Below are 23,898 nucleotides of genomic sequence, written 5' to 3' on the forward strand. Positions count from 1 at the left end.
GACGTGATCGTCGAAGGTGATACTATCATCACGGCTTACGTCCGAAATTTCACCGAGCAGGTCCACCTATGAACGACGCCTCCGAACACTACCCCGAGATTTGCGAGTTGCTCGACGCCCTGGCGAACCAGGCACCCGATATGTGCCTCGACGAGGTGCGTTCCCTTCTCAAATACAGTGAACAGGCCGCAGCGCTGGAGGATTTGTGCGTGGCCGTCGATGAGTACGAGATGACACACACGAAGTTTCCCTCCGAAATCAGGAGGATGATCGCGCTGCAATGTGAAGCGTGCAAAATTGACGAGAAATACTGGCGCGCATTTCGGATCGGACCGACTTGACGCCGCCGCTCGGCCGGCCGTTTCTCACGACCGAGTCCCTGCTCGACATCCAAGGACACCTGCTCGAGGTCATCGACGCGCGTGACAACACCGCCGAGTCTCGGACGTACGGGATGCTCGGCCAGTCGCTGGTGGTCAGCAGCGAGGATGCTGGTGCCCGCCACAACCTCCTCAACGCCCTCGGCCAGCCCATGCGCGGCTGGGATAGCCGCAGTCAGCGGTTCTCCTTCTCGTATGACACTCTGCGGCGGCCCGTGGACCGCACGGTCAGCGTCTCGAGCGGGTCCGAGAAGTTGCTCGGGCGCGTTGTGTATGGTGACTTACTGGGTGCCCCCGAGGATGCCAACCACGTCGGGAGGGTGTATCGGGTATACGACGGCGCTGGCGTGGCCACTACGGTGGAAATCAACTTCAAGGGCAACCCGCTCGAGGAGCAGCGGCAGCTGGTCACGAGCAAGACGACGCAGCCGGACTGGAGTGCGCTGCTGGGCCAGAGTACAATTGCCGCGATGGCAACCGCCGCGACCTCGCTGCTCGACTCCGAGATCTTCTCGGCGAGTAGTGAGCGTGACGCGGTCAACCGGGTGCTCACGGCGATCTCGCCCGACGACAGTGAGGTGAACTACACGTATGACGAGGGCGGCGCGCTGCAGGCTGTCGAGGTCAAGCACCGTGGTAGCTCGACCGCGGAGACCGTGGTCGGGGAGATCACCTACAACGCCCGCGGCCAACGCGAGGGTGTCGTCTACGGCTCGACTTCCAGCCCGACCACGACGACCACGTACACCTATGACCCGGAGACCTACCGGCTCGCGTCGCTCACCACCGTCCGCGGCAGTGATGACACCACGCTGCAGGGCCTGCATTACCACTACGACCCCGTCGGCAACATCACCGACATCCGCGACACCGCGCAGCAGACCATCTACTTCAACAACGCCGTCGTCGAGGCGGCCAACTCGTACACCTACGACGCGACGTACCGCCTCATCGAAGCCACCGGCCGCGAACACAGCACGCAAGGCACGACCCAGCGCACTGATGTGCAAATCACGCCGGGGCCGCAGCCGATGACCAGCGACCCGTCGGCGATGCGACGGTACACGCAGAAGTTTACGTACGATGAGGTCGGCAACATTCTGAAGATGCAGCACATCCCCGCCTCGGGGACCGGCTGGACCCGCTACTACGAATACGACGCCGACGGCAACCGGCTCGACAAGACCTCTGCGCCCGGCGACCCGGCCCTCGGTCCGTACACGCACGCGTACACCTACGACGCGCACGGCAACATGACCGCGATGCCGCACCTGTCGAGCATGGTGTGGAATCACGACGACGAGCTGCACGAGGTCACCGTAGGCACAGAGTCCCTCTACTTCCAGTACGCGGGAGGGATGCGCAGCCGCAAGTATGTGGAGAAGTCCGGAACGACGACCGAGGAGCGCATCCACCTCGGACTGTTCGAACTGTACCGCAAGCGCATCAACGGGACCCTCGACCTCGAGCGAGAGTCACTGCACATCAGCGACGACACCGGCCGCATCTGTATCATCGAGACCAAGACTGTCGACGGCGGCTCCGCCGTCGGGAGCCCGACCGGCATCTGGCGCTACCAACTGAGCAACCACCTCGGCTCCGCCGCGACCGAGGTCGACGGGAGCGGAGCCGTCATCTCGCACGAGGAGTATCATCCCTACGGCACCAGCGCATACCGGGCGGTGAACGCCAGCATCGACGTGTCGGCGAAGCGATACCGCTACACCGGGATGGAGCGGGACGAGGAGAGTGGACTCGAATATCACTCGGCTCGATATTATATCGCCTGGCTAGGTCGATGGCTCAATCCTGACCCGTCGGGTTTGACAGATGGGCCCAACCGAAACGCATACGTGTCATCTCAACCGAGCACAATGCGTGATCCAAATGGCCGCAACGGCGCGCCTCCTGGTGTTTCGTTTGATGAAGAAACGCCGCAACGCATACAACACGACCCTGAGGATCGGTACAGCTACTACTATCAGCCATCTAAAGGCGAGGCGTTTGTCCGAAATCTTCCGACCGACCGAGACGAGTTTCTTGCCGAAGTCGAGGCAGTCACCAAGACCGTAAATCACCCAGGCATCCTCGAAGAGAAGTATGATCCGGTGAACGATATTGGTGGCAGTCGTGTTAAAACTATAGACAGCTTCGCCGCGACCAACATCCTGCCAGCGCTTCGCCAAGGGACAAGCTTATCGCAAGATGTTATCATCGCGGCCGATCAGGTGCTTGACCAACCGGGGGGCGGACTAATTGACATGGAGCTTGCCTTTGCTACCATCGCCCGAGAAGGCGGGCTCTTCAACTCTCGTCAAACCATTGACACCTACGACGACTCGGGTTTCGATCAACTTTACATCAAAGGCCAGGAACTCGTAGACTTGGGGATTCTCCCCGCAGATTTTCTCGATCCGAAGAACTTCAATAAGGGGGCGAACAATGGTAAAGCCGCGGAAATTCCAACTGAACGCGTTTTGGCTTTTAGCTTCGCCATGATGGGCTACGCACGGCTTCAACTTGAACAGGCCATCGCTCAGGAATACTACTCTTCGATGAGTGGCGCGGAGGCGCTTACGCAAGCACGTGCAGACATCGACGCTCTCGACCCGGTCGCGCGTCGAATTCTGGTCGGTTTCACATTCCAGATGAGCCAGGGAGGTACAGTTTTCGACCATGACGCAAAGTTACCCTCACCAAATGGATCGGGGATACGATCTCTTCTTCGGGCATTTCATACAACCGGAACACCATTATCCAAGGTGACAGACCTGCCGGGAGGCACACGTGATGCGCTTGCCGCAGCTGGAAACAACAAAGATAAAAGGGAGGCGGCAAAGTTCATTGGCCGACTTGGAACTTTCTTCACCTTCAACAAGGCCACCAAAACAGCGATTGCTGCAACCTCGATCGAGCGGTTGATGCACCACTAGGAGCTGAGTCATGTTTTCGACCCGTGCAAGCCTCAGCAACCAAGCCGCGCTGACATTCGTAGGGCTTCTCCTCATCCCCGCGAGTTGCAAGAGGGCACCGACCATGGATCCATATCACGCGTGCCCAGACCTAGATATGGCAGAGCCCAAGTCAACGGACTCCAAGGATGACGATCAAGTCGAGGCTACAGCGACGCCTGAGCCCGCCATCGACAAAGAACGGCAAATTACATTCTCAACAGATGAATCTAGCCTCGTCGCAGCTGTGTATATTGATGATACTCATCCTCCAAAATTAGCAATCTCAGGGCTTGAAATTACGACGGACCCCGTGGAAAAGTTCGAGTCAGGTGCGGCTCAGGTTTTCTCTCGCGTTCTCGTAGCGAGGGGTGGGAAGACTGAAGAGTTCACCTCCGGCATTGGCGAATCAAGTTGTGTGGAGATGATACCTAGCACCCATCTTGTATGGCGCAACGAGGAGTCCGCAATTGTTGATGCCCGCGTGCGCTGCTACTCAGGATCAGTGGTTTCAAAAGAACGAACAATGCATCTCGTCATTCGGATTGACGTTTCCGAGGGCGCTGAATTGAATCGAGGGGTTTCGGTGCTGTTTACAGGCAAAGATCTGACGACAAGTAACCGGGGGCTGACACTCGAAAGCCTTCGACATGAGTTCTATGTCGAAGGAGGCGAGTTTGTTGTGTACCAGCACAGCGTTAGTTGGTGTGACGAAAAGGCCATCAAAGAGTCAGGCGAAGGTTTGGGTTGCAGCGAGCATAGGCGTCGCTTGGTAGAGATCGAACGCCTCGCTATTTAGGGCTATCGGACTGGGGGGCTCCGGACTGGGAGTCTTTGTCGTCGTCCGGTCCGGTCCGGCCCAGCGAGGCCGCGAGGCGTGCAATAGGTGACTGCCAGTTGAGCGCCGAGCGGCTAAGGGCAGCGCTAACTTGGGATAGTGAAGGGAAGCAGATTGCATGGGCCGTGCTGCGCGACGATACGGTTCTGGCAACGGTCGGTGCCTCTGCCAAGGGCCAGGTCCGATGCGAACCTCCCGGTGATCCTGTGCATCCTCGAGAGGGACCCAGGCAGAGTCGGCGGAGATCCTGACGAGGACCCTCGTCCGGGCACAGGCCAACGCCGTTCCAACTGGGGCAGGACAGGCCAAGCGGACCCGGATGCCAGCAACGCGTTGCGCGGCTGCAATCCGCGAAGTGCCAAGGTGTATGCGCGGGTCAGCTACCGCCCGCTCACTCGCGCAGCCCAAGCACGTCGACCATGTCGTACAGCCCAGGCGGCTGGCTAGCAGCCCAACGCGCAGCCCGCAGCGCCCCGCGAGCAAAGATCGCCCGATCCCCGGCACGGTGAGTCAACTCGATCCGCTCACCCTCCCCAAGGAACATCAACGTGTGCTCGCCCGGCGAGTCCCCCCCGCGCAGCCCAAACACCCCGATCTCTTGCTTCTCGCGAGCCCGCCGAAGCGAAGCCCGGTCGGTCATCACAGCCTCCGAGAACTTGCGCCCGGTCGCGTCGGCGACGGCCTGGCCGATGCGCAGCGCGGTGCCCGAGGGGGCGTCACGCTTGAACCGGTGATGCAGCTCGAACAGCTCGGCCTCCCAGTCGGGCCCGAGCGCGGCCGCGGCGACGCCCGCGAGCTGCAGCAACAGAGTGACACCGACCGAGAAGTTGGCGGCGTACACGATCGGGATCGACTGGCCGGCCTCGACGAGCAGCTTGTCATCTTCCTCGCTGAGCCCGGTGGTGCCGATGATCAGCGGGATCCCTTGCTCGACGCAGGCCCGGATCCGGGCCTCGGTGGCGTTGGGCAGCGAGAAGTCGACGACGACGCTGCCGCGCCGGGGCCTGAGCTCGTCGGTCACGAGCACGCCGATGTCGGGACCGCCCGCGAGGCGACCGGCGTCTTGACCGATGCCCGGACCGCCCGAACGATCGACGCAGGCGCCGAGGGTCATGTCCTCCGAGTCCATGACTTCACGGATGAGCGCCGTTCCCATGCGCCCACGGGCGCCTACGATGATGATCGAGAGCATGCGTTGTGTCATGATTCCTCTGGGTGGTCCGGTCGGAGTAAGTCGAGAGCGCAGGAGGGAGATTCAGTCGAGCAGGGCCAGCTCGCGCAGGCACGCGCGCAGGCTGGACGCGAGGTCAGCGTCGAGGTCGAGCGGACGCAGCGGCAAGCGTACCGCGACGCCCAGCTGCCCCAGCATGTGCATGGCCGCCTTGACAGCGATCGGGTTGGGGTCGCTGAACAGCAGCCGAGTCAGCCGCAGCTGGCGAAAGTGCAGCGCGCGAGCGTCGTCGAGCTTGCCGGCACAAAACGCGTCGTAGAGCGAGACCAGCAGCGCGGGCGCCGGGTTGGACACGACCGAGATGACCCCGTCGCCGCCGGTCGCCAGGAACGGCAGCAGCGTGAAGTCGTCGCCGGACATCAGGGAAAAGTCGGGGCCGCACAGCTCACGCAGCTGCGCGGTGACGTGCAGATCACCGGTGGCGTCCTTGATGCCGACGATGTTCTCGTGCTTGGCCAGGTGCGCGACCGTGGTCGGCAGCATGTTGGTGACCGTGCGGCCCGGCACGTTGTAGAGGACGACCGGCAGCGCGACCGCGTCGGCGATCGCCTCGAAGTGCCGGATCAGGCCGTCTTGCGGCGGCTTGTTGTAGTAGGGCACGACCTGCAAGGTCGCGCTCACGCCCAGCTCCTTGCACGCGCGCGCGAGCTCGATCGCCTCGCGGGTCGCGTTGGAGCCGGCGCCCGCGAGCACGGGCACGCGCCCCGCGGCCGTCCGGGTGACGACCTCGACGACGTGGATGTGCTCGGCGTGCGAGAGCGTGGCGGCCTCACCCGTGGTCCCGCAGGGGACCAACCCGTGGATGCCGGCCTCGATCTGCGCCTCGACCAGGCGCGCCAGGGCCGGGTCGTCGACGCGACCGTCTGCCGTCATGGGAGTGACCAGCGCCGTGAACACACCGCGGAATTGCTTGCCCGCCATCGATCAACGACGTTACCAAATGCGCGACCCTTGCCCAAGAGCCCCGAGCCAGCGGGGCGCGAGCGGGGGAACGGCGGGGCGGTTGGACTTCGGTGCTGGGCCCCGATAGCTTCGCTGTGGATCCGCCACCTCGACATGCGCGTGCTCGATTTCTCGACCGTCCCCGCGGCCCACGCACCCGGAGAGCTCTCGCCGCTGCCGGCCGGCACGGCTGTGTGCCTCGGCACCTTCGATGGGATGCACCGCGGGCACCAGGGCTTGATCGCGCGGGCCCGCTCGCTGGCACCCAAGGTGGCGGTGGTGACCTTCGAGCCGCGCCCGTCGGAGGTGCTCGCGCGACCCGGAGCGTCGCAGGGTGCCGCGCCGCGGTTGCAGACGCCCGCCCAGCGCGAGCACGTGTGCCGCGAGCTCGGCGTCGACACCCTGGTGATCCTCCGGTTCGACGTCGGTGTCTCACAGCTGTCACCCGCGGAGTTCGTCGATCAATTCTTGTTGCAGGGTCTGCGCCCGGCCGCGGTGGTGGTCGGCTATGACTTCCGGTTCGGGGCCAAGCGCGTGGGTGGACCCGCGCAGCTACGAGTGCTGCTCGCACCAGCCGGCATCGAGGTCAGCGTGGTCGAGAAGATCGCCGCGGCAGCGGGTCCGCTGGCCGGGGAGAAGCTGGGCTCCACGGCGATCCGTGAGCTGGTCGCCGCTGGTGAGGTCGCGCAGGCGGCCAATCTGCTCGGCCGCCTGTACGCGGTGGGTGGCACGGTCGAGCACGGCGCGGCGCGAGGCCGGACCCTGGGCTACCCAACCGCGAACGTGGCGAGCCGCTCGCTGCACCCCAAGGGCGGCGTGTATGCCTGCTTCTTGAGCCTGCTCGCCGCCGACGAGTCGCGCGAGCAGGAGTGCTGGCCCGCGGTCGCCAACCTCGGCACCAACCCTACCTTTACGGATACGGACGCGACCACGCTCGAGGTCCACGCGCTCGACGTCGACCTGGGCGACACGCTCTATGGTCGCGCGGTCGAGGTCGCGTTCGTGGCTCGGCTGCGCGACGAGCAGCGGTTCGACAGCGTCGACGCGCTGCGCGAGGCGATCACCGCCGACATCGAGCGCGCGCGACCGCTGCTGACCCCGGCCGCGGCCGAGCTGCGCCACGCGAGGCGGGTCGAGGCGGAGCCAACTTCGGAGCCGGTCGAGCGGATCGGGAACGAACTGATCGGGAACGAGCGATGAAGCACCCCCCGCCCGACCAGCACGGCCTCGCCTCGCCCACGCTCGCGCACGTGTACCTGGCCCAGGGTCACATCGAGCACGCGCGCCAGACCTGTGCAGCCGTGCTCGAGGACGAGCCCACCAACGGGTTCGCGCTCGCGCTGCTCGAGCGACTGCGGCCAGTCGAGACCGCCAAGCTGGCCGTGCGCTTCGCCGCGAGCTCGGCGACCGGGATCGATCTTGGCGCCGGCCAGCTCGAGTTCAGCTGGTCGGTGCCGGCCAGCTTGCTCGAGCTGCCAGGCATGCCCGACAACTCGCGCCTCGATGTCGTATTTGCGATCGCGGCGCTGCGTGACACCCACGACCCGGGCGCGATGGCGCTGCGCTACAGCTCGCTGCGCTGCCTGGACCCGGCGGGGACCCGCCTGATCGACGCGCCGCTCGGACCGGCGTCGGCGGCCGTGATGTTGGTGCTGAGCCCCGGCCCGCGCCAGCCCCCGACCCTGCTGGCTGGTCACGCGCGGCGCCCCGCCTCGCGGGTGCTGGCGGTCGCCGATCCGCTGAGCTGGTGAAGGAGGGGCGCGCCATGTCCCCGCCTGACACCCGACCGCCGCACTCGATCGTGCACGAGCTCGCGATCGTGTGGCTGGGGTTCGTGTGGCTGGCGTGCGCGACCTCGCCTGCGCACTTTTGGCTGGACTCGGGCGAGATCGCCAGTGCAGGCGCGTGGCTGGGGGTCATGCACCCGACCGGCGTGCCCGGCTATGTCCCCTTGCTGCACCTGGCGACGGCGCTCCCGATCGGGCCGCTGGGCATGCGCATGGCGGTGGTCTCGAGCGCGTGCATGGCTGGCGCGATCGCCCTGTTGCTGGCGATGCTGCGCCGCCGCGGTGTCCACTGGGCGCTGAGCTGGATCATTGGGGTGTGGCTGCCGCTCGGCCTCACGCTCGCGCGCAACGGTCGGGTCGTCGAGATCTACGCGTTCGCGGCGCTGCTGCTGATGGCCACGCTGTGGGGTTTTGATCCGGCGGTGGACAAGCAACGGCAGCTGTCGCGCCGCTGCATCGGCGTGCTCGCGGCGGTCGTCGCAACCTGGGGGTTTGGCGACCTGCGCCTGGCCCTGGTCCCGCCCGTGATCCTGGTGTGGTGGCTGGCGTGGCGCCGGGCCGAGCCGTGGGCCCGGTGGGCGCCGCTGGCGGTGGCGCTGGCGAGCGTCGTGGTCCTGACGCTGCCGCTCGCGTCGGCCCGCGACACGATCGCCGACTGGGGCGACCCGCAGACCTGGCCGACGATCTGGGCGCACGTGCAAGCCACGGCGATCCGCGACAGCTTCGAGGTCAAGCTGGGCGGCATGGGCCCGCAGGCGTGGCTGCTGCAGCTGCGTCTGCTCGCGCTGCGGCTGGTCGAAGACCTCGGGCCGATCGGGCTGTTGATCGCGGTCGCGGCCCTGGCGTTTGGGCTCACCCGGCCACTCTCGCTCGCGGCCCGCGAGCGCAAGGACGGGCCCGACAAGCCGGCCAAGCTCGCGGACTTCGTCGACGACGACCACCGGCTGCTGCGCTGGGTCGGGTGGTTGGTCGCCGTCGAGCTGGTCTATGTCGTGGCGATCAATCCGATGGGCGGCCGCGATCGCCAGACCGGGCTCGCGCTGGCGCTGCTGGGTGCGCTGGCGCTGGCGCTGGGCATCCACCGGTTCACGGCCGAGCGGCCGCTGATGCGCTGGATCATGCTGCCGCTGCTGGCCTGCGCGCTGTGGCTGCCCGCCGGGTTCGAGAGCCTCGCCGACGCCCGCGTGACCCGATCGTGGGCTCCGCACGCGTGGACCCGCGAGGTCTTGGCCCGCTCGCCGACCGACGCGCTGATCCTCAGTCAGTCCGACGATCTGAGCGCGGGCCTGCTCGCCGCCCGCGCGCTCGAGGGCGCGCGACCCGACGTGATCGCGATACCGGCCCAGCACCTGTACCGGACCCCGACCCCGTGGCAGCGCGGGACCGCCCGGCGGGCCGCGGTGTGGGACGCCGTCGCAGCCGCCGCGGGCGACAGCGATCGTGATCGTATCGACGCGCTGTTGTCCGCGTGGCGGGGCGCCGTCGTGCTCGAGGCGCCCGGCACCGCCGTGCTCGTCGGGGTCGCGATCCCGGGCGAGGGCGTGCCACCGATCTGGATCGCCGAGCTGCCCCCGGATCAGCACGCGCTGCCACCTGGGGTGACCCGTCGCGATGATCCGCTGGCCGACGCGATCGCGCGCTGGGACGCGCAGCTGACCAACCCGGTCGATCGAGAGCGGCTCGCCGACGCGCTCGCGCTGTGGATCAACGGCGAGTTCTCCCGGGCGCCCGAGTCACCGGTGCGCTGGCTCGAGGCCGAGCGTGGCTATCGGGCGATCCTGGATCAGGTCCTCGCGGATCACTCGCGCTCGCTGATCGGGCTGGGGGCCGTGCGCGATCGCTTTGGCGAGACCAAAGAGGCGATCGAGCTGACCCGTCGCGCGCTCGAGCTCGACCCCGAGCGACCGACCGCGCTGTCGAATTTGGCGCTGTATCTGTCGCGGGATCCGGCGACCCTCGACGAGGCCCGGGAGCTGGCCGAGCTGTCGGTGGAGCTGGCCGCCGACAAGCGCAGCGGGTGGTCGCGCTTGCTGCTGGTCTGCCAGGCCCAGCAGGATCAGGCCTGCATCGAGCGAGCCGCTGCCAGGCTGAACTGAAGGTAGGTGGAGGCGAGGACGACGAGGGTGTCACTCCCGCCGCGCGCAAACATCGCGTCCTGTCCGTAGACCACTGTTGCGTGTAGGTTCTGCATGTGACTGACGACGCGACCCAGACCGTGGACATCGCGGCCTTGTACGCTCCGTTTGTTGGTCCAGATGCGCTCGCGGTGCTAGCGAGCGCCTGTGCGGAGGTCGACGATTTTCGGGCCCTCGCTGAGCGATCTTCGTCGGCACGATTCATGATCCGGGCCATCGAGTCGGTGGCCCCGTCCTCGGCGAAGCTCGATGAGTGGGTGGTCAAGGTCACGGCGCGCTACCTCGACTCGCTGGTCGATCAAGATGCTCCCGGTCTGCTGGAGACCATCGCCCACCAGGATTTTCTCCTCGGAGAGTGCTTTGGCTGGCACACGGAATTCATCGCAGGCGCTTGCCCGCTTCGTGATGGAACCGACGCCGCCGAGTGGCTCCATGACACTGGCACAAATAGCCTCAGCTTTAGCAACACGCTGGTCCGCGACTATTTCGTCGCCCGCTGCATCGCCGACGGCAACAGCAATTTCTTGCTTCGCTTCGAGTTCCCCCAACGATGGGTCCTGATGTTTCTGGCCCTCCTAGCGCCGGGATTGCTGACGAACATTGCAGCGAGTCGCACCGAGCGACTCCGTGCCGAGATCGAGTCCGAGGTCGAGCAAAAAGTCCAGGCGGCGCTCTCGCACCAGCTCAAGCGCACCGCCGGCTCGGTTCGCTCGCACCTCAAGTCCATGCGCAGGAAGCTCGCCCCGGAGGCCTTCGAGCACATCTCCGTGGAGTTCGATCGAATCGCACAAGAGATCGATTTTCAGATCGCGCTGTCGGAAAAATCCAGCATGTGGAGCGCGCAGCCCGAGCTTCACATCGAAGACGTCGTGCTCCTGCCGGAGATCGAGTCGGTCGTCGCCCCACTCACGGAGCGCTTTTTGTCGGTCGACGCGACAATTAACGTTCCTCCTGCGCTGGTGTCTCGCTGCGACCGTCACATGTTTCGTGAGGCCCTCTATTGCTTGGCCGAGAACGCCTTCCAAGCGGCCTCGGCCGAACCCGACGAAGACTCGGGCCCGCGCGTGGAGGTTCGCGCGCACCGAGCCGAGGAACTGCTGACGATTCGAATCGAGATCCTCGACAGCGGCTCCGGCGTCCACGCCGACGATCGGGGGCGCATCTTTCAGCCTCGCGTGACAACCAAGAAAGGGGGCGATGGTCATCCGCTCGGCACCGGGATGGGACTGCCCATCGCGCGCAAGTATGCCGATCTCATGGGTGGGCGTATCGGCATGGACACACGCACTGCGCAGACCTGCTTCTTCCTCGAACTACCCGCGAGTCCCGAGAGCCTCTCATGATCAGCCATGTACCCAACTCCGTTCTCGTCGTCGAAGACCACGACTCGAGCGCCGCCGACTACGTCCGCTGGCTGACCGAGTCCGGCTATCGAGTCGCGCGGGCTTCCGCGCGTGACGACGCGCTGAGCGAAGCTCGACGTTCGCGTCCCGATGTCGTCGTCCTCGACCTGAGTCTCCCGTCTGCACCGAATCGCGCAGATGAAGACGTGCGCCACGGGCTCGATCTCCTCGATCGACTGATCCGCGACGATCCGTTCCGCGCCATCATCATCGTGACGGCCACCAACGACGCCGAGATCACGCGGACGGTGCTTCAACAGACCAACGGCGGCGAGTTCGTGTTCAAGGATGCCGAGAACCTCGAGACCGACCTTCGAGAGGCGGTCGCGGTCGCCCTCGCCCATCCCGCGTACTCCATGAGCCGTGCCATCCGCCGGTTTCGCGAGATGCTCGACGAAGAGTTGCCCGAGGACGACTATCGAAAGTTCATCCATGAGCACTGGTATGTGCTGCTGGGCCCCGAGTACAACGACTGCCGGTCGCCGCACGAGATCGCCCGCGGCGCAAAAGTCGACCTCTTCGCGGTCCGTCACGACGGGTTCCCCGATCTCTGGGAGTTGAAGCGCCCACGGGATCCCGTGTTCAGCCGCTACAACGACTGGCTGTACCACAGCCCCGAGACGTCCAAGGGGCTGGGCCAGCTCGTCGACTACTGCGACGTGGTGCGACACGAACCCCAGCTCACGCGCAGCTACGAGGCCCGCAAAGGTCTGACCTCCGTCGCCATGAACCGGCCGCGCGGCTTTCTGGTCATCGGTCGCTACACGGGGACCGACGACGAGCGCAAGGCCCAGCGCGATAGGGTCCGGCTCGAGAATAGCTACTACGCCGGCCTCATGTTGCTGACCTACGACGATCTGGTCGAGCGCGCGGAGCAGTATCTGAGTCTACTCCACCGCTACCGGCCAGAACCTCATCGCTGAGAGCCGGCGAGAACGACGCTCGCCAGCGTACCCCGGGAACGGGTCGCCGAACCGCCACCCAGGCGGAGAATTGTGCGGGAACATGCACCGGGTTCCATGCGATGATCCTCGCATGATCGGGTCACGGCCGACTTGGGTGCCATCGCTGCTCTTGCTCGCCACGCTGAGCGTGGGTGGCTGCAAAGAGAGCGGCAACGACTACCTCACCGAGGGCCTGCGCCTGCTCGGTGAGGCCGAGCGCGGCGACTGCAAGCCGGACGTACGCGCCGGTCAGGCGACGATCAACTCAGCCAAGGTCAGCCAGTGTCTCGACAAGACCAAGGCCGCGCTCGAGCAGCTCCACAAGGCCCGCGAGCTCGGGGTCCAGAACAAGGAGATCGACGATCTGATCGCCAAGACCGAGGCCGAGGTCAGCAACCTCGAGACCATGCTCAAGATGGTCGGCCGCATGCAGCACGAGCCGTGATCGCGGCGGCTACTGGAGGGCCCCCGACGCGATCCAGTGCGCGACCCGAACCAGGTCCGCGTGCGGCAGCGGTGCGTCGGGCGGCATCGGCCCGCCGCGCACCGCATGCAGCGGCTCACCCGAGTCGGTCCGCAATAACTTGTGGATCAAGTAGCTCTCGCTGGGCCGCCGCGGGCTGACCATGACCGCACCCGTCGACTCCGTGCCCGTGCGCAGGACCAGCTGCTCCCACGCGATCTGCGGATCCGAGAGGTCCAGGCGGGCGCTCGCCAGCTCGTCGGTGCCCTGATGACAACCGCACGCGGCTCGCTGCGGATCAAACAGCTCGCCGGGCTCGAACAGCTGGGTCAGCGTCGGACCCACGTCGAGCGCGGGGACGTCGTCCGGCGCGTCATCGCCCGGCGACCCCGCGACCCGAAACTCGAGGAACCACCGCAGGTCACCGTCGGCGTTGGGGCTCCAGCCGTCCGCGTCGGTGTCGAGCGCCTCGCCAGCCCAGCCCAGCAAGGCCGGCCGCAGCTGGATCCGATACGTCAACCCGGGCTGCAGCACCCCGCTGGGCGTCAGCGACAACACCGAGCCCGGGCACCAGCGCGCGTCGGCGAGCGCCGAGCGGCTGCCCGGACCCCGCCAGCTGAACAGCTGAACCTCGTGCTCCACGTCGAACGTCAGCTCGGCCGAGTGCAGGGTCGCGTCGAAGCTGTCGAGCACGCGCGGATCGACCTCGGCCGACATGCACAGGTCGATCTGCGTGAGCGGGTCCGCGTCGACAGCCCCCGCAGCCGGGATCGTCTGGACGATCTCCAACACCCCGACCGCAGGCTCGAAGCGCTGCCGCTCGTCCAGATCGCCGCAGCCGAGCGCGGTGACCACACTCATGAGCCCCGCGGCTGCCCGTCCGAGCCGCCGATCCGACCCCCGCGGCGCCCAGCTCACGAGCGCCCACAGCCTGACTGGATGCGTTCGCACGCCATTGGCACCTCGCGCGGGCCAAATCTATCCCAGATCCAGCACAGATTCGATGCCCCGCACCGGGCCCGTGGGCCAAGCGCTCGACCGGCCACCGCGGGAACACCGCAGACCTCGCGCACCCCGACCACCCACGAGGCGCCCAAGTAGTCGCGTTGTTGACCCTGTGCGCGCTCCCCTGCTATCGTCGCCGCCGAATTCGCTTGTGTTGTACGGGGGCTACGCCTCGTGCTGCCAGCGCCCGGCTCCCCCGCCGGACCCAAGAGCAGGGAGTTCTCGGTGCACCCTCCGACTACCCGCCCCACAGTTTCTGCCCGTCTTGCCCCTCGTTTCGCCACCCGGCTGGCCACCCGGCTCATTGGGCTGGCGTGTGTCGTCGCGTGCGCAGGCTGCGGTCCGTTTGGCTACCTCAAGAAGGTCGCGACCGATGCGACTCGGGCCGTCGCCGACGCCGAGGCCGCGGGCGCAGAAGAGTACGCGCCCTACGAGTACTGGGGCGCGGTCGCGTACCTCGAGCAGTCCAAGATCCTGATGGGCTACAGCGAGTACGAGCGCTCCTTCGACTTTGGCGAGCGGTCCAAGCAGCTCGCCAACGAGGCCAAGGTCAAGGCGCAGCGGGTCAAGAAGGGCGGCTCGGTGGTTCGCGACGAGGCTGTCGCCGCCCCAACCGACATGGTCGACTCCGAGGGCAAGCAGATCGACAGCATCGACGAAGTCGAGCGTGACGACGCCGGCGAGAAAAAAGACGGCGCCAACACGGGGAGCAAGGGCTGATGCGCGATCGAATTCGATCCCTCACCCCGCTCGTGTCGCTGGCCTCGCTGTGTTCGCTGGTGCTGCTCAGCAGCTGCGCGGGCAAGCTGCTCGAGGGCAAGGTCGGCGGCACGCAGACCCGCCTGCAAGACACCATCGCCAACGGCTCCAAGACCATCGGCTGCGCACCCAAAGAGACCGCGCTCGCCGAAGCCAACGTCAAGTTCGCCGAAGAGGCGCTCAAGATGGGCGAGTATTACCGTGGCAAAGAGCACGTGATCCTCGCTGGCAAGTACACCGAGATCGCGGAGCTCAAGACCGATCCGGTCCGCTGCCGCGCGCCCGGCAACGTCACCGCCGCGGCGGCCCCCACCGCTGGCGACCGCGACGGTGACGGCTACGACGACGATCTCGACGGCTGCCCCGACGACCCCGAGGACTTCGACGCGTTCGAGGACGAGGACGGCTGCCCCGACAAGGACAACGACGGCGACGGCGTCGAGGATGCCTCCGCGCTCGACGAGAATCGGGTCTGGATCAACCTCGACCAGAAGGACAAGGTCGACTGCCGCAACGACCCCGAGGATCCCGACGGGTTCGAGGACGAGGACGGCTGCCCGGATCCCGACAACGATCAAGACGGGATCCTCGACGGCGACGACACCTGTCCCAACGACCCCGAAGACTTCGACCAGTTCGAGGACGAGGACGGCTGCCCCGAGGCCGACAACGACAAGGACGGGATCCTCGACGGCGACGACTCGTGTCCCAACGATCCCGAGGACTTCGACGGCGATCAGGACGAGGACGGCTGCCCGGATCTCGCGGTCAAGGTCGATCCTTGCGCGATCAAGCTCGATGACAAGGTCTTGTTCGACTCGAACAAGCACAGCATCACCACCAAGAAGGCCGACGTCAGCGAAAAGAACCACAAGCTCCTCGACGACGTGGTGACGGTGCTCAACAACAACCCCGACATCACCATCGAGATCGGTGGCCACACCGACAGCAAGGGCAGCGACAAGAACAACAAGAAGCTGTCACAACGGCGCGTCGACAGCGTGCGAGACTACCTCGTCAGCAAGGGCATCGCGGCCAGTCGCGTCGCCACCAAGGGCTACGGCGAGGATGTGCCCGTCGACTCCAACCTCACCAAAGAGGGCCGCGAAGCCAACCGTCGCGTGGAGTTCAACCGCACGGACAACCCCGCCTGCTTCAACAAGTAACCGCGCGAGTACCTGGGGTCCCGAGCGGGCGTCGTCCCGACTTTGTTCGGGCGACGCCAGCCCCCCCGGGCCGTCGGTAGGAGCGCTACATGGACCGCCAAACCGTCTCGAATTCACGGACCTCCCCCTCCTCATTTCGCGCCCTCCGTGGGATCGGGCTGGCTACGGCCGGCGTCCTCGCGCTCGGGTTGCTCGCGCCGCAGTCTGCGTGGGCGGGCCCGCGCGACGAGATGAAGGCGGCCTACGACGCCGCGCTCGCCCAGGCCAACAACCTCGAGTACGACCAGGCCAACAACATCCTGAACACGGCGATCTCGGGGGCCGAGAGCGCGGGCAACGGGCAGGATCCGGTGCTCGCGTCGCTGTACATGCTGCGGGCGGCGCTGACTTTCTCGGCCGAGGGCCACGGCGCTGCAGCCAAGATCCTCGCCGATCTCCAGCGCGCGGTGTCGCTCAATTACTACGTCGTCGTGCCGATGGAGATGCGCTCCGACGACATCGCCGCGTACATGCAGCAGGCCCGGCAGGCCAGCGGCGCCTCGGCACCCCAGGCGATCACCCTCACCGAACCAGTCGAGGCGTGCGGGGCTCCGCTGCACTTCGAGGTGCTGCTCAGCGTCCCTGATGGTGGCCAGGCTGCCCTGTATTGGCGCAAGGCCGGCAGCGACAGCGAGTTCATCGGCGCCGAGATGCCCGCGTTCTCCAACGTGGCCGAGGTCGACATCCCCGCGGCCGAGCACGGCGACGTCAACATCGAGTACTTCATCTACGCCTTCGACGCGTCGATGAACCCGGCGGCCAACCTCGGCCTCCAAGATCAGCCGCTCGTGCTCGAGCAGAGCTGCGCCGACGAGGGTCCCGACGAGGTCGAGCCCACGGTCGAGGACGAGCCGAAGAAGCCGAAGGGCCCCAGCAGCCTGCCGCGCGTGTGGATCAACTTGGGCGTCGGCACCGGGTTTGGCATCGCCGGGCTCGGCGGCGGCACGGCCGAGAACACCTATCGCCAATTTTTTCCGGCTGGCTCGCAGGTCTACGGCCCGGCCGAGTCCGGCTGCGCGATCGCCCGCTGGGTCGCCGGCCCGCGCGACGTGCAAGACGTGCCGGCCGCCGAGCTCATCCAGGCGTTCGACAGCTTCGGCGCGCCCGGAACCACCGGCGACATGATGACGGCCTACAACGCCGAGGAGTGCGCCGAGCACCACCCCGTCTCGACCGGGTTTGCGATGGCGCCGTTTCACATCGCGCCCGAGCTGTCGTTTCGCGTGGGCAAGCGCGTGTCGCTGGGCGTGTACGGGCGCCTGCAGGTCGTGACCGGCGCCTCGATGTTCCGCGACGATCCGGGCAAGGATCTGACCACCTCGTTCGCGGAAGACGTCCGCAACCCCACGCCGGTCGGGGTCAAGCAGACGACCAAATTCACGTGGGCCGTCGGCGCCAAGTTCAAGTACTTCCTCGGCAAGGAAACCTCGAAGTTCAGGCCCTTCGTCGGGGCGTTCGCGGGCGGCGGCGCGGCCCGTCTGCGCGTCAACATGGGCTTCGCCAACGATCGCAACGGCAACAGTATCCCCGACGACCTCGAGGTCGGAGCCGACACCGATCTCACCGGCACTGGCTGCTACCCAGTGTGGCCCTACAACGGGGCGTGCACGGGCGACCAGACCGACCCCACGAGCGACACCAACCTCGCGGCCAACGTGACGGCGACCGCCAACAGCGCCAACCGCGTTGACGTCGCCCGCATCGGCCCGTTCTTCTTTGGCGCGCTGGTCGGCTTCAACTATCAGATCGTCAAGAACTTCGCCCTGTTCGGTGAGCTGCACATCGGCGGGTGGCTGCCCAACGACTCGAGCATGCTGATCGACATCACGGTCGGTCCAGCGATCACCTTCTGAGCCGACTGGCGGCGGAGCCGGTGAGCCAGGGCCCCGGCTGTCGAGAACGGCGCGGGGCTGCTACCTTCCCGCCCTGATGCTCGGCGCCATTCCCTACGTCGTCGCCCCCGAGAAGACCTTCGAGTTCGGCAGCGACATCCCGCTGCTCGGCGATCACCTCACGATCGGCGTGTTCGGGATCCTCGTGGCGATCGGCGTGCTGCTCGGCATCCAGGTCGCGGTCAAGGTCTACGCCAAGCAAAAGGACCTCGACGAGTGGATGTTCCGCGACCAGATCTTCTGGGTCCTGGTGTTCGGCTTCGTGATCTCCCACTGGATCTCGGTGCTGTTCTACTTCCCCGAGAAGATCAGCGAGAACCCGTGGGTCCTGCTGATGCTGTGGAACGGCCTGTCGAGCGTCGGCGGGTTCTTTGGCGCGTTCATCGGCATGAACTGGTTCCTGCGCCGGGAGAAGCAGCCGATCCTCGTCTACGCCGACGGCAACATGTTCGGGCTGCTGCTCGGCATGTGCTTTGGCCGGCTGTCGTGCGCCCTGGTCCACGACCACCCCGGCAAGATCGTCTCCGCCGACACCTTCGGCGCGGTCGGGCCGTGGCCATGTCGCTGCCCCACGGGCCGCGCGCTGCCCGAGTGCTGCTCGGCCGCCCAAGAGATCTTCCGCTATGACCTCGGGCTGCTCGAATTCCTGGTCATCCTCGCGCTGACGCTGTTCGTGTACTTCGTGTGGGACTGGCGAAACGCCCTCCCCGGCAAGCTCACCGGCCTCGTTGCGCTGGTCTACGGGCCGGCCCGGTTCTGCTTCGACTTCCTGCGCGCGACCGAGGCCGACAAGATCGCCACGCCAGATGTGCGCTACTTCGGGCTGACCACCGCGCAGTACTTCGCGCTGGCGATCTTCGCCGCGGGCGTGTGGCTGTTCTTCCTGCGCAGGCCCAAGCCAGAGGACCTCGACTACGCCCGCGACAGCGAGCGGATCGCCAAGCGAAACGCCAAGCAGGAGTCCGGCGGCTCAGACGCCAGCGCAGACGCCAGCTCGGATGACGGCCCGCAACCAGAAGCCAAACCAGAGGCGTAGTCAGCCGGCCATCAACAAGCCGTCAACAGGCCATCAACAGGCCATCAACAGGCCATCAACAGGCCAGGTCGAGCCGCGGTGTCTGATAGCACCCCGGCTCGAGCCCGAGTGGCGGCGGAATCCGGGCGCTCCACAGCTGCTCGAGCGCGACCGAGATCCCCTCGGCGACCGTCTCGACCAGGAACAGCTTCGCGGGGTGTCGGCCCCCGCCGAGCTGCTCGACGCTCCTGACCAGGCCAGTCAGTCGGTCGGTCAGATCCCCACACACCACGATCGTCGCCAGCGTGACCTCGCGGGACAGGTTGACGCTGCTGTGCTCGAACACCCGCTTGCGAACGGCGGCGTCGGGCCACTGTGCCCGGGTCAGATCCGCGATGTGCAGCAACTGCTGCTCCGCCGCCAGCGCGGCCGCCGCAGTCGCGTCGGACCAGGCGTAGTAGCGATCCATGATCTCCAAGCTGAGCGCCCCGTCCCAGGTCGAGATCAGCACCGGGTGGTGCCGAAAATCCAGGGCTACCCCGCACTGCTCATCTCGTAGCCAATCAGTCATGCCTGCCTGACCAGGCTATGCGATCCCCGCACCTGTCTCAACGACCACAATCGCGGATCAACTAGCCAGAGTGCCTATCGCGCACCGGTCACATCAATCATGGACGGGGAGGTGGTCGAGCAGCGTCGAGGTCTCGAACCGCCGGATCGTGCCCGTATCGCTGCGCAGCGCCAAGCTGCTGACGTGGGTCCGGAGCCCGACCTTGCGGATCCCAGCCAGGATCGGCCCGTCGGTCACCCCCGATGCAACGAAGAAGCACGGTCCGCTGACCAGATCGGTGTGACGCAGCAGTCGATCGGGGTCCCGCATCCCCATCCCCAGCGCACGCTGGCGCTCGCCGGGGTTGCGAAACTCGAGGCGACCCTCGAACACGCCGCCGAGGCAGCGCAGCGCAGCGGCGGACAGCACCCCTTCGGGCGCGCCGCCCTTGCCGATGAACATGTCGATCCCGCTGTGCGGCAGCCCGGTCGCGACGCTGGGGTTGACGTCGCCATCGGTGATCAAGCGGACGCTGGCCCCGGCGCCGCGCAGCTCGGCGACCAGCGCGTCGTGGCGCGGCCGCTCGAGCACGACCACGACCACGTCGCCGGGCTGCTTGTTCTTGGCCTCGGCCAGATCGAGCACGTTCTGAGCCGGGCTCTTGTCGAGCGTGACCACGCCGACCCCCTCCGGCCCGGCCGCGATCTTGTACATGTACGTGTCGGGCGCGTTGAGCAGACCCCCGCGCGGAGCGATCGCCAGCACGGCCAGCGCCCCCGGCTTCCCGCTCGCGCACAGGTTGGTGCCCTCGAGCGGATCCACGGCGATGTCGACCTCGGGCAGCTCCTCGTCCTTGGGGCCGACCTTCTCGCCGATGTAGAGCATCGGCGCCTCGTCGCGCTCGCCCTCGCCGATCACGATGGTCCCGCGCGCGGGCACCTTGTCGAACGCGCGGCGCATGGCCTCGACCGCCAGCGAGTCCGCGTCTTCTTTGCGACCGGCGCCGATCAAGCGCGAGCACGCGATCGCGGCGGCCTCGGTCACCCGCACGTACTCGAGCAGCAGCTTGCGGTCCATCTTTCGCGGTGTCTCGTCACTCATGCCGATGTCCCTTCGTGATCGCTCATGTACGCCTCGAGTATGTCGTAGACCGGTTCGGGTAGGCGTGTCGCGCGACGTTCTTGCATGTTCAGGCAGCCATGGAAGGTCTGGGCGTAGAGCAGCACCAGCGGGTCCGGGCCGGCGAAGGCGTGCCGGTCGCCGGGCTGCACGCTGAGCCGATACACGAAGTGCAGCCGCGCGAACGAGAGCTTGGCGAGCCCGACCTCGACGCTCACGATGTCGTCGTAGAGCGCGGGTGCCAGATAGCTGACCGACAGATCGATCACGGGCAGCCCGACCCCCATCCGCTCGAGGTCCGAGTACGCGAACCCCAGTTCGCGGATAAACTCGACCCGGGCGTGCTCGAGGTAGCGCAGGTAGGTCCCGTGATAGACCACGCCCATGAGATCGGTGTCGGCGTAGATCACCCGGATCTGCGCGGCGCGGCGCAGCGGGACCTCCGGTGGGTGGGCGAGGCGTCGCGCCATCAGGCCCCTGCCCCGCCCTGGTCCGCGACCGGATCATCTGCGTCGAGGATCCGAAACCGGTGGGTGGGCATCAGCGCCAGATCGAAGGTGTCGACCTCGGCCACCGCCGCGCGGACCTTGGCCTCTTGGGTTCGCTCGGTCATGATCACCATGTCGATCGGCTCATCCGCGCCCGGCGTGTCCTGGTTCATGCGCTTGATGCTGACCCCGTGGCGGCCCAAACAGCTGGCGACCTTGCCCAGCACCCCCGGGACATTGGGGACGTGCACGCACAGGTAATTCTCGCACTCGAGATCGTCGAGCGGCGCCGGCTCGACCGGGTGGACCTCGCGAAACGCCCCAGGCGGCGGGCCGCCCTCGGAGAAGCCCACGATGTCGCGGCAGACCTCGATGATGTCGGACACCACGGCCACGCCGGTCGGCATCATGCCCGCGCCCTTGCCGTAGTACATCGACTGGCCGAGCGCGCGCGAGCTGACCTCGACCGCGTTGTACGAGCCCCGGACCCCGGCGAGGATGTGATCGCGGGGCACGAAGGTCGGGTGCACGCGCAGGTGCGGGCGGCCATGCTGGTCGAAGTCCGCGAGCGCGAGCGACTTGATCACATAGCCGAGCTCGTGGGCGCTGCGGATGTCGAACGGACGGACCCGCGTGATGCCCTCGGTGTGGATGCGATCGGGATCCACGCGCACGCCGACCGAGACCAGAGCCAGCAGCGCGAGCTTGTGGGCTGCGTCACCACCCTCGACGTCGAGGGTTGGATCGGCCTCGGCGAAGCCCGCCGCCTGCGCCGCCGTCAGGGCCTGCTCGTAGCTCACCCCGGTCCGCGTCATCGCGTCGAGGATGTAGTTGGAGGTGCCGTTGACGATGCCAATCACGCGATCGATCCGATCGCTGGCCAGGCCCTCGCGCAGGGCCCGGAGCACCGGGATCCCGCCCGCGACCGAGCCCTCGAAGTAGATGTCGAGCCCGCGCGCCGCCGCGGCCGCGAACAGCTCCTCGCCGCGCTCGGCCAGCAGCGCCTTGTTGGCCGTGACCACGTGCTTGCCGGCCTCGAGCGCCCGCAGCACGTAGCTGCGCGCGGGCTCGATCCCGCCGATCAGCTCGACGACCACGCGCACGTTGGGATCGTCGAGCACGTCGCTGGGGTCGAGGGTCAGCAGCGCCGGGTCGACCTCGAGCGCGCGAGCCTTGTCGAGCTCGCGCACCAGCACCCGCGAGATCACCGGGTTGGCGGCGATCCGGTTGCTGATCGCCGCGCCGTTCTCCGCGAGGATCCGCAGCACGCCCTGGCCGACATTGCCAAGACCGAGCATGCCGATGTGGATGCTGCGCACCGGCGCGGACGGTAGCCGGGCCCGCCAGCACCCGTCAAACCCGGAGACGGGCGGAAAACCCATTCTTCCGTGGTCATGGGCGGCGCGGAACCGGGCGCGCTCGGGTGGATGCGCCATCGCAAACGACGCGCTACCCTCCGCCGGACCGCGCGACCACTCGCGCCCTCCTCTCATGAGCACCATCGTCTCCGTTCACGCCCGCGAGATCCTCGACAGCCGAGGCAACCCAACCATCGAGGTCGAGGTCACCACCGAGTTCGGCAACTTCGGCCGGGCCGCCGTCCCGTCCGGGGCCAGCACGGGCGAGCACGAAGCTCACGAGCTGCGCGACGGCGACGAGACCCGGTACCTTGGCAAGGGCGTGACCACGGCCGTCGCCAACGTCAACGACACGCTGGCCCCGTCGATCGAGGGGCTCGAGGTTGGCGACCAAAACCAGATCGATCGAGTCCTGTGCGAGATCGATGGGACCCCCAACAAGTCCCGGCTCGGCGCCAACGCGCTGCTCGGGGTCTCGCTCGCGTGCGCCCGCGCGGCCGCCGAAGACGCCGGCTTGCCGCTGTTTCGCTACCTCGGCGGGACCCAGTGCCGCACCCTGCCGATCCCGCTGATGAACGTCATCAACGGGGGCGCGCACGCGGACAACAACCTCGACTTCCAGGAGACCATGCTGGTCCCGTTCGGCTTCGATCGCTTCAGCGACGCGCTGCGGGCCGGCGTCGAGATCTTCCATACCCTCAAGCAGCAGCTCAAGGAACGCGGCAAGGTCACCGCGGTCGGCGACGAAGGTGGCTTCGCGCCCAGCCTGCAGAGCAACGCCGAGGCGCTCGAGACCCTGATGACGGCGATCCGCGGGGCCGGCTACGAGCCTGGCAAGCAGATCGGCCTCGCCCTGGACGTCGCCGCCAGCGAGTTCTACGACAAGACCAAGCAAAAATACGTGCTGTCGGGCGAGGGCGGGCGCGAGCTGTCGTCGGCCGAGCTCGTCGATCTCTACGCCGATCTGTGCGCCAAGTACCCGCTGGTCTCGATCGAAGACGGCATGGACGAGAACGACTGGACCGGCTGGAAGCAGCTCACGGATCGGCTGGGGGCGACCACTCAGCTAGTTGGCGACGACCTGTTCGTGACCAACAAGACCCGCCTGCAGCGGGGCATCAATGAAGGGGTCGCCAACGCGCTGCTGGTCAAGGTCAACCAGATCGGCACGCTCAGCGAGACCCTCGAGGCCATGCGCGTCGCCCATCGCAGCGGCTACCGCTGCGTGGTCTCGCACCGCAGCGGCGAGACCAGCGACACCTTCATCGCGGACCTCGCTGTCGCAACCGAGGCCGGGCAGATCAAGACCGGCAGCGCCTCACGGGCGGATCGCACGGAGAAGTACAACCAGCTGCTGCGCCTCGAGGAGCTGCTGGGCGCCGACGCGGAGTACCGCGGCCGGTCGATCTTCGCGGCTCGCTGAGCACCACCCA

21 protein-coding genes are annotated in these 23,898 nt (G+C 66.8%); 14 read left to right on the forward strand and 7 right to left on the reverse strand.

Translation table 11 applies throughout. The features are described 5' to 3' along the window. Nucleotides 1-68 precede the first annotated feature (68 nt). The 3 genes from ENSA7_RS30395 to ENSA7_RS42655 all read left to right on the forward strand — a co-directional run bounded on the left by ENSA7_RS30395 (nucleotide 69) and on the right by ENSA7_RS42655 (nucleotide 4,130). Complete coding sequence (locus tag ENSA7_RS30395) at nucleotides 69-341, forward strand: hypothetical protein (protein ID WP_106092888.1); 273 nt, start codon at nucleotides 69-71, stop codon at nucleotides 339-341. Further along, entirely contained in the window at nucleotides 338-3,313 is a 2,976-nt protein-coding gene (locus ENSA7_RS30400) for an RHS repeat domain-containing protein (RefSeq protein ID WP_106092889.1), read from the forward strand. Before ENSA7_RS30395 ends, ENSA7_RS30400 begins: the two co-directional genes overlap by 4 nt. A gap of 136 nt (nucleotides 3,314-3,449) precedes the next feature. Continuing rightward, complete coding sequence (locus ENSA7_RS42655) at nucleotides 3,450-4,130, forward strand: hypothetical protein (protein WP_146158303.1); 681 nt, start codon at nucleotides 3,450-3,452, stop codon at nucleotides 4,128-4,130. A gap of 430 nt (nucleotides 4,131-4,560) precedes the next feature. On the opposite strand, the gene dapB is transcribed toward ENSA7_RS42655, so the two are convergent. Together dapB and dapA are read right to left on the reverse strand one after the other, a co-directional pair. Continuing rightward, nucleotides 4,561-5,373: a 4-hydroxy-tetrahydrodipicolinate reductase gene (dapB, locus tag ENSA7_RS30405; RefSeq protein ID WP_342352851.1), complete on the reverse strand. Its 813-nt coding sequence runs from the start codon at nucleotides 5,371-5,373 to the stop codon at nucleotides 4,561-4,563. A 51-nt stretch (nucleotides 5,374-5,424) separates the two neighbouring features. Beyond that, complete coding sequence (dapA, locus tag ENSA7_RS30410; RefSeq protein ID WP_106092890.1) at nucleotides 5,425-6,321, reverse strand: 4-hydroxy-tetrahydrodipicolinate synthase; 897 nt, start codon at nucleotides 6,319-6,321, stop codon at nucleotides 5,425-5,427. A 30-nt stretch (nucleotides 6,322-6,351) separates the two neighbouring features. Here dapA and ribF point away from each other — a divergent pair, with 30 nt between their 5' ends. From ribF to ENSA7_RS30440, 6 genes are all read left to right on the forward strand, one after another. Next, complete coding sequence (gene ribF / locus ENSA7_RS30415) at nucleotides 6,352-7,542, forward strand: riboflavin biosynthesis protein RibF (protein WP_146158304.1); 1,191 nt, start codon at nucleotides 6,352-6,354, stop codon at nucleotides 7,540-7,542. Beyond that, complete coding sequence (locus tag ENSA7_RS30420; protein WP_106092892.1) at nucleotides 7,539-8,093, forward strand: hypothetical protein; 555 nt, start codon at nucleotides 7,539-7,541, stop codon at nucleotides 8,091-8,093. The genes ribF and ENSA7_RS30420 overlap by 4 nt, the downstream gene beginning before the upstream one ends. A gap of 14 nt (nucleotides 8,094-8,107) precedes the next feature. Next, nucleotides 8,108-10,225, forward strand: a complete 2,118-nt coding sequence (locus tag ENSA7_RS30425; protein ID WP_146158305.1) for a protein O-mannosyl-transferase family — start codon at nucleotides 8,108-8,110, stop codon at nucleotides 10,223-10,225. Between the two features lie 95 nt (nucleotides 10,226-10,320). Then, entirely contained in the window at nucleotides 10,321-11,607 is a 1,287-nt protein-coding gene (locus ENSA7_RS30430) for a sensor histidine kinase (protein WP_106092894.1), read from the forward strand. After that, the gene (locus ENSA7_RS30435; protein ID WP_106092895.1) at nucleotides 11,604-12,590 is read left to right on the forward strand and encodes a Shedu anti-phage system protein SduA domain-containing protein; all 987 of its coding nucleotides are present in this window, start codon (nucleotides 11,604-11,606) and stop codon (nucleotides 12,588-12,590) included. Before ENSA7_RS30430 ends, ENSA7_RS30435 begins: the two co-directional genes overlap by 4 nt. A gap of 112 nt (nucleotides 12,591-12,702) precedes the next feature. Then, nucleotides 12,703-13,056, forward strand: coding sequence for a hypothetical protein (locus tag ENSA7_RS30440; protein ID WP_146158306.1), 354 nt, complete (start codon nucleotides 12,703-12,705; stop codon nucleotides 13,054-13,056). Nucleotides 13,057-13,065: 9 nt separating this feature from the next. Here ENSA7_RS30440 and ENSA7_RS30445 read toward each other — a convergent pair whose 3' ends face one another. After that, nucleotides 13,066-13,935 carry an Ig-like domain-containing domain gene (locus ENSA7_RS30445; protein WP_146158307.1) on the reverse strand — a complete coding sequence of 290 codons (870 nt, stop codon included), beginning with the start codon at nucleotides 13,933-13,935 and terminating at the stop codon, nucleotides 13,066-13,068. 369 nt (nucleotides 13,936-14,304) lie between these two features. Here ENSA7_RS30445 and ENSA7_RS30450 point away from each other — a divergent pair, with 369 nt between their 5' ends. The 4 genes from ENSA7_RS30450 (at nucleotide 14,305) to ENSA7_RS30465 (ending at nucleotide 18,971) form a co-directional block, all read left to right on the forward strand. Then, a complete protein-coding gene (locus ENSA7_RS30450; RefSeq protein ID WP_181234268.1) occupies nucleotides 14,305-14,799 on the forward strand; it encodes a DUF4398 domain-containing protein in 495 nt (164 codons plus the stop codon). After that, nucleotides 14,799-16,004: an OmpA family protein gene (locus ENSA7_RS30455; protein WP_146158309.1), complete on the forward strand. Its 1,206-nt coding sequence runs from the start codon at nucleotides 14,799-14,801 to the stop codon at nucleotides 16,002-16,004. The genes ENSA7_RS30450 and ENSA7_RS30455 overlap by 1 nt, the downstream gene beginning before the upstream one ends. Before the next feature lie 89 nt (nucleotides 16,005-16,093). Then, a complete protein-coding gene (locus ENSA7_RS30460; RefSeq protein WP_146158310.1) occupies nucleotides 16,094-17,896 on the forward strand; it encodes a hypothetical protein in 1,803 nt (600 codons plus the stop codon). Between the two features lie 76 nt (nucleotides 17,897-17,972). Beyond that, complete coding sequence (locus ENSA7_RS30465) at nucleotides 17,973-18,971, forward strand: prolipoprotein diacylglyceryl transferase (RefSeq protein ID WP_106092901.1); 999 nt, start codon at nucleotides 17,973-17,975, stop codon at nucleotides 18,969-18,971. 55 nt (nucleotides 18,972-19,026) lie between these two features. Here ENSA7_RS30465 and ENSA7_RS30470 read toward each other — a convergent pair whose 3' ends face one another. The 4 genes from ENSA7_RS30470 to ENSA7_RS30485 all read right to left on the reverse strand — a co-directional run bounded on the left by ENSA7_RS30470 (nucleotide 19,027) and on the right by ENSA7_RS30485 (nucleotide 22,426). Further along, nucleotides 19,027-19,521 (reverse strand): hypothetical protein, encoded by a 495-nt coding sequence (locus tag ENSA7_RS30470; RefSeq protein WP_106092902.1) that lies wholly within the window; start codon nucleotides 19,519-19,521, stop codon nucleotides 19,027-19,029. Between the two features lie 93 nt (nucleotides 19,522-19,614). Next, a complete protein-coding gene (gene glpX, locus ENSA7_RS30475) occupies nucleotides 19,615-20,601 on the reverse strand; it encodes a class II fructose-bisphosphatase (RefSeq protein ID WP_106092903.1) in 987 nt (328 codons plus the stop codon). Continuing rightward, entirely contained in the window at nucleotides 20,598-21,089 is a 492-nt protein-coding gene (locus tag ENSA7_RS30480) for an acyl-CoA thioesterase (RefSeq protein ID WP_106092904.1), read from the reverse strand. Before ENSA7_RS30480 ends, glpX begins: the two co-directional genes overlap by 4 nt. Beyond that, on the reverse strand, nucleotides 21,089-22,426 hold the full coding sequence (locus tag ENSA7_RS30485) for a homoserine dehydrogenase (RefSeq protein WP_106092905.1): 1,338 nt from the start codon (nucleotides 22,424-22,426) through the stop codon (nucleotides 21,089-21,091). The genes ENSA7_RS30480 and ENSA7_RS30485 overlap by 1 nt, the downstream gene beginning before the upstream one ends. 172 nt (nucleotides 22,427-22,598) lie before the next feature. Here ENSA7_RS30485 and eno point away from each other — a divergent pair, with 172 nt between their 5' ends. Then, nucleotides 22,599-23,888: a phosphopyruvate hydratase gene (gene eno, locus ENSA7_RS30490; RefSeq protein WP_106092906.1), complete on the forward strand. Its 1,290-nt coding sequence runs from the start codon at nucleotides 22,599-22,601 to the stop codon at nucleotides 23,886-23,888. Nucleotides 23,889-23,898: the final 10 nt, after the last annotated feature.

Source organism: Enhygromyxa salina, from assembly GCF_002994635.1.
GTDB classification, from domain to species: Bacteria; Myxococcota_A; Polyangia; order Nannocystales; family Nannocystaceae; genus Plesiocystis; species Plesiocystis salina_B.

Bases quoted from the DNA above. Each gene is read 5' to 3' on its own strand.
- ENSA7_RS30395 (WP_106092888.1), top strand. From the start codon at position 69: ATGAACGACGCCTCCGAACACTACCCCGAGATTTGCGAGTTGCTCGAC.
- ENSA7_RS42655 (WP_146158303.1), top strand. From the start codon at position 3,450: ATGGCAGAGCCCAAGTCAACGGACTCCAAGGATGACGATCAAGTCGAG.
- dapB (WP_342352851.1), bottom strand. From the start codon at position 5,373: ATGACACAACGCATGCTCTCGATCATCATCGTAGGCGCCCGTGGGCGC.
- dapA (WP_106092890.1), bottom strand. From the start codon at position 6,321: ATGGCGGGCAAGCAATTCCGCGGTGTGTTCACGGCGCTGGTCACTCCC.
- ENSA7_RS30420 (WP_106092892.1), top strand. From the start codon at position 7,539: ATGAAGCACCCCCCGCCCGACCAGCACGGCCTCGCCTCGCCCACGCTC.
- ENSA7_RS30425 (WP_146158305.1), top strand. From the start codon at position 8,108: ATGTCCCCGCCTGACACCCGACCGCCGCACTCGATCGTGCACGAGCTC.
- ENSA7_RS30435 (WP_106092895.1), top strand. From the start codon at position 11,604: ATGATCAGCCATGTACCCAACTCCGTTCTCGTCGTCGAAGACCACGAC.
- ENSA7_RS30440 (WP_146158306.1), top strand. From the start codon at position 12,703: ATGATCGGGTCACGGCCGACTTGGGTGCCATCGCTGCTCTTGCTCGCC.
- ENSA7_RS30445 (WP_146158307.1), bottom strand. From the start codon at position 13,935: ATGAGTGTGGTCACCGCGCTCGGCTGCGGCGATCTGGACGAGCGGCAG.
- ENSA7_RS30455 (WP_146158309.1), top strand. From the start codon at position 14,799: ATGCGCGATCGAATTCGATCCCTCACCCCGCTCGTGTCGCTGGCCTCG.
- ENSA7_RS30460 (WP_146158310.1), top strand. From the start codon at position 16,094: ATGGACCGCCAAACCGTCTCGAATTCACGGACCTCCCCCTCCTCATTT.
- ENSA7_RS30465 (WP_106092901.1), top strand. From the start codon at position 17,973: ATGCTCGGCGCCATTCCCTACGTCGTCGCCCCCGAGAAGACCTTCGAG.
- ENSA7_RS30470 (WP_106092902.1), bottom strand. From the start codon at position 19,521: ATGACTGATTGGCTACGAGATGAGCAGTGCGGGGTAGCCCTGGATTTT.
- glpX (WP_106092903.1), bottom strand. From the start codon at position 20,601: ATGAGTGACGAGACACCGCGAAAGATGGACCGCAAGCTGCTGCTCGAG.
- ENSA7_RS30480 (WP_106092904.1), bottom strand. From the start codon at position 21,089: ATGGCGCGACGCCTCGCCCACCCACCGGAGGTCCCGCTGCGCCGCGCC.
- eno (WP_106092906.1), top strand. From the start codon at position 22,599: ATGAGCACCATCGTCTCCGTTCACGCCCGCGAGATCCTCGACAGCCGA.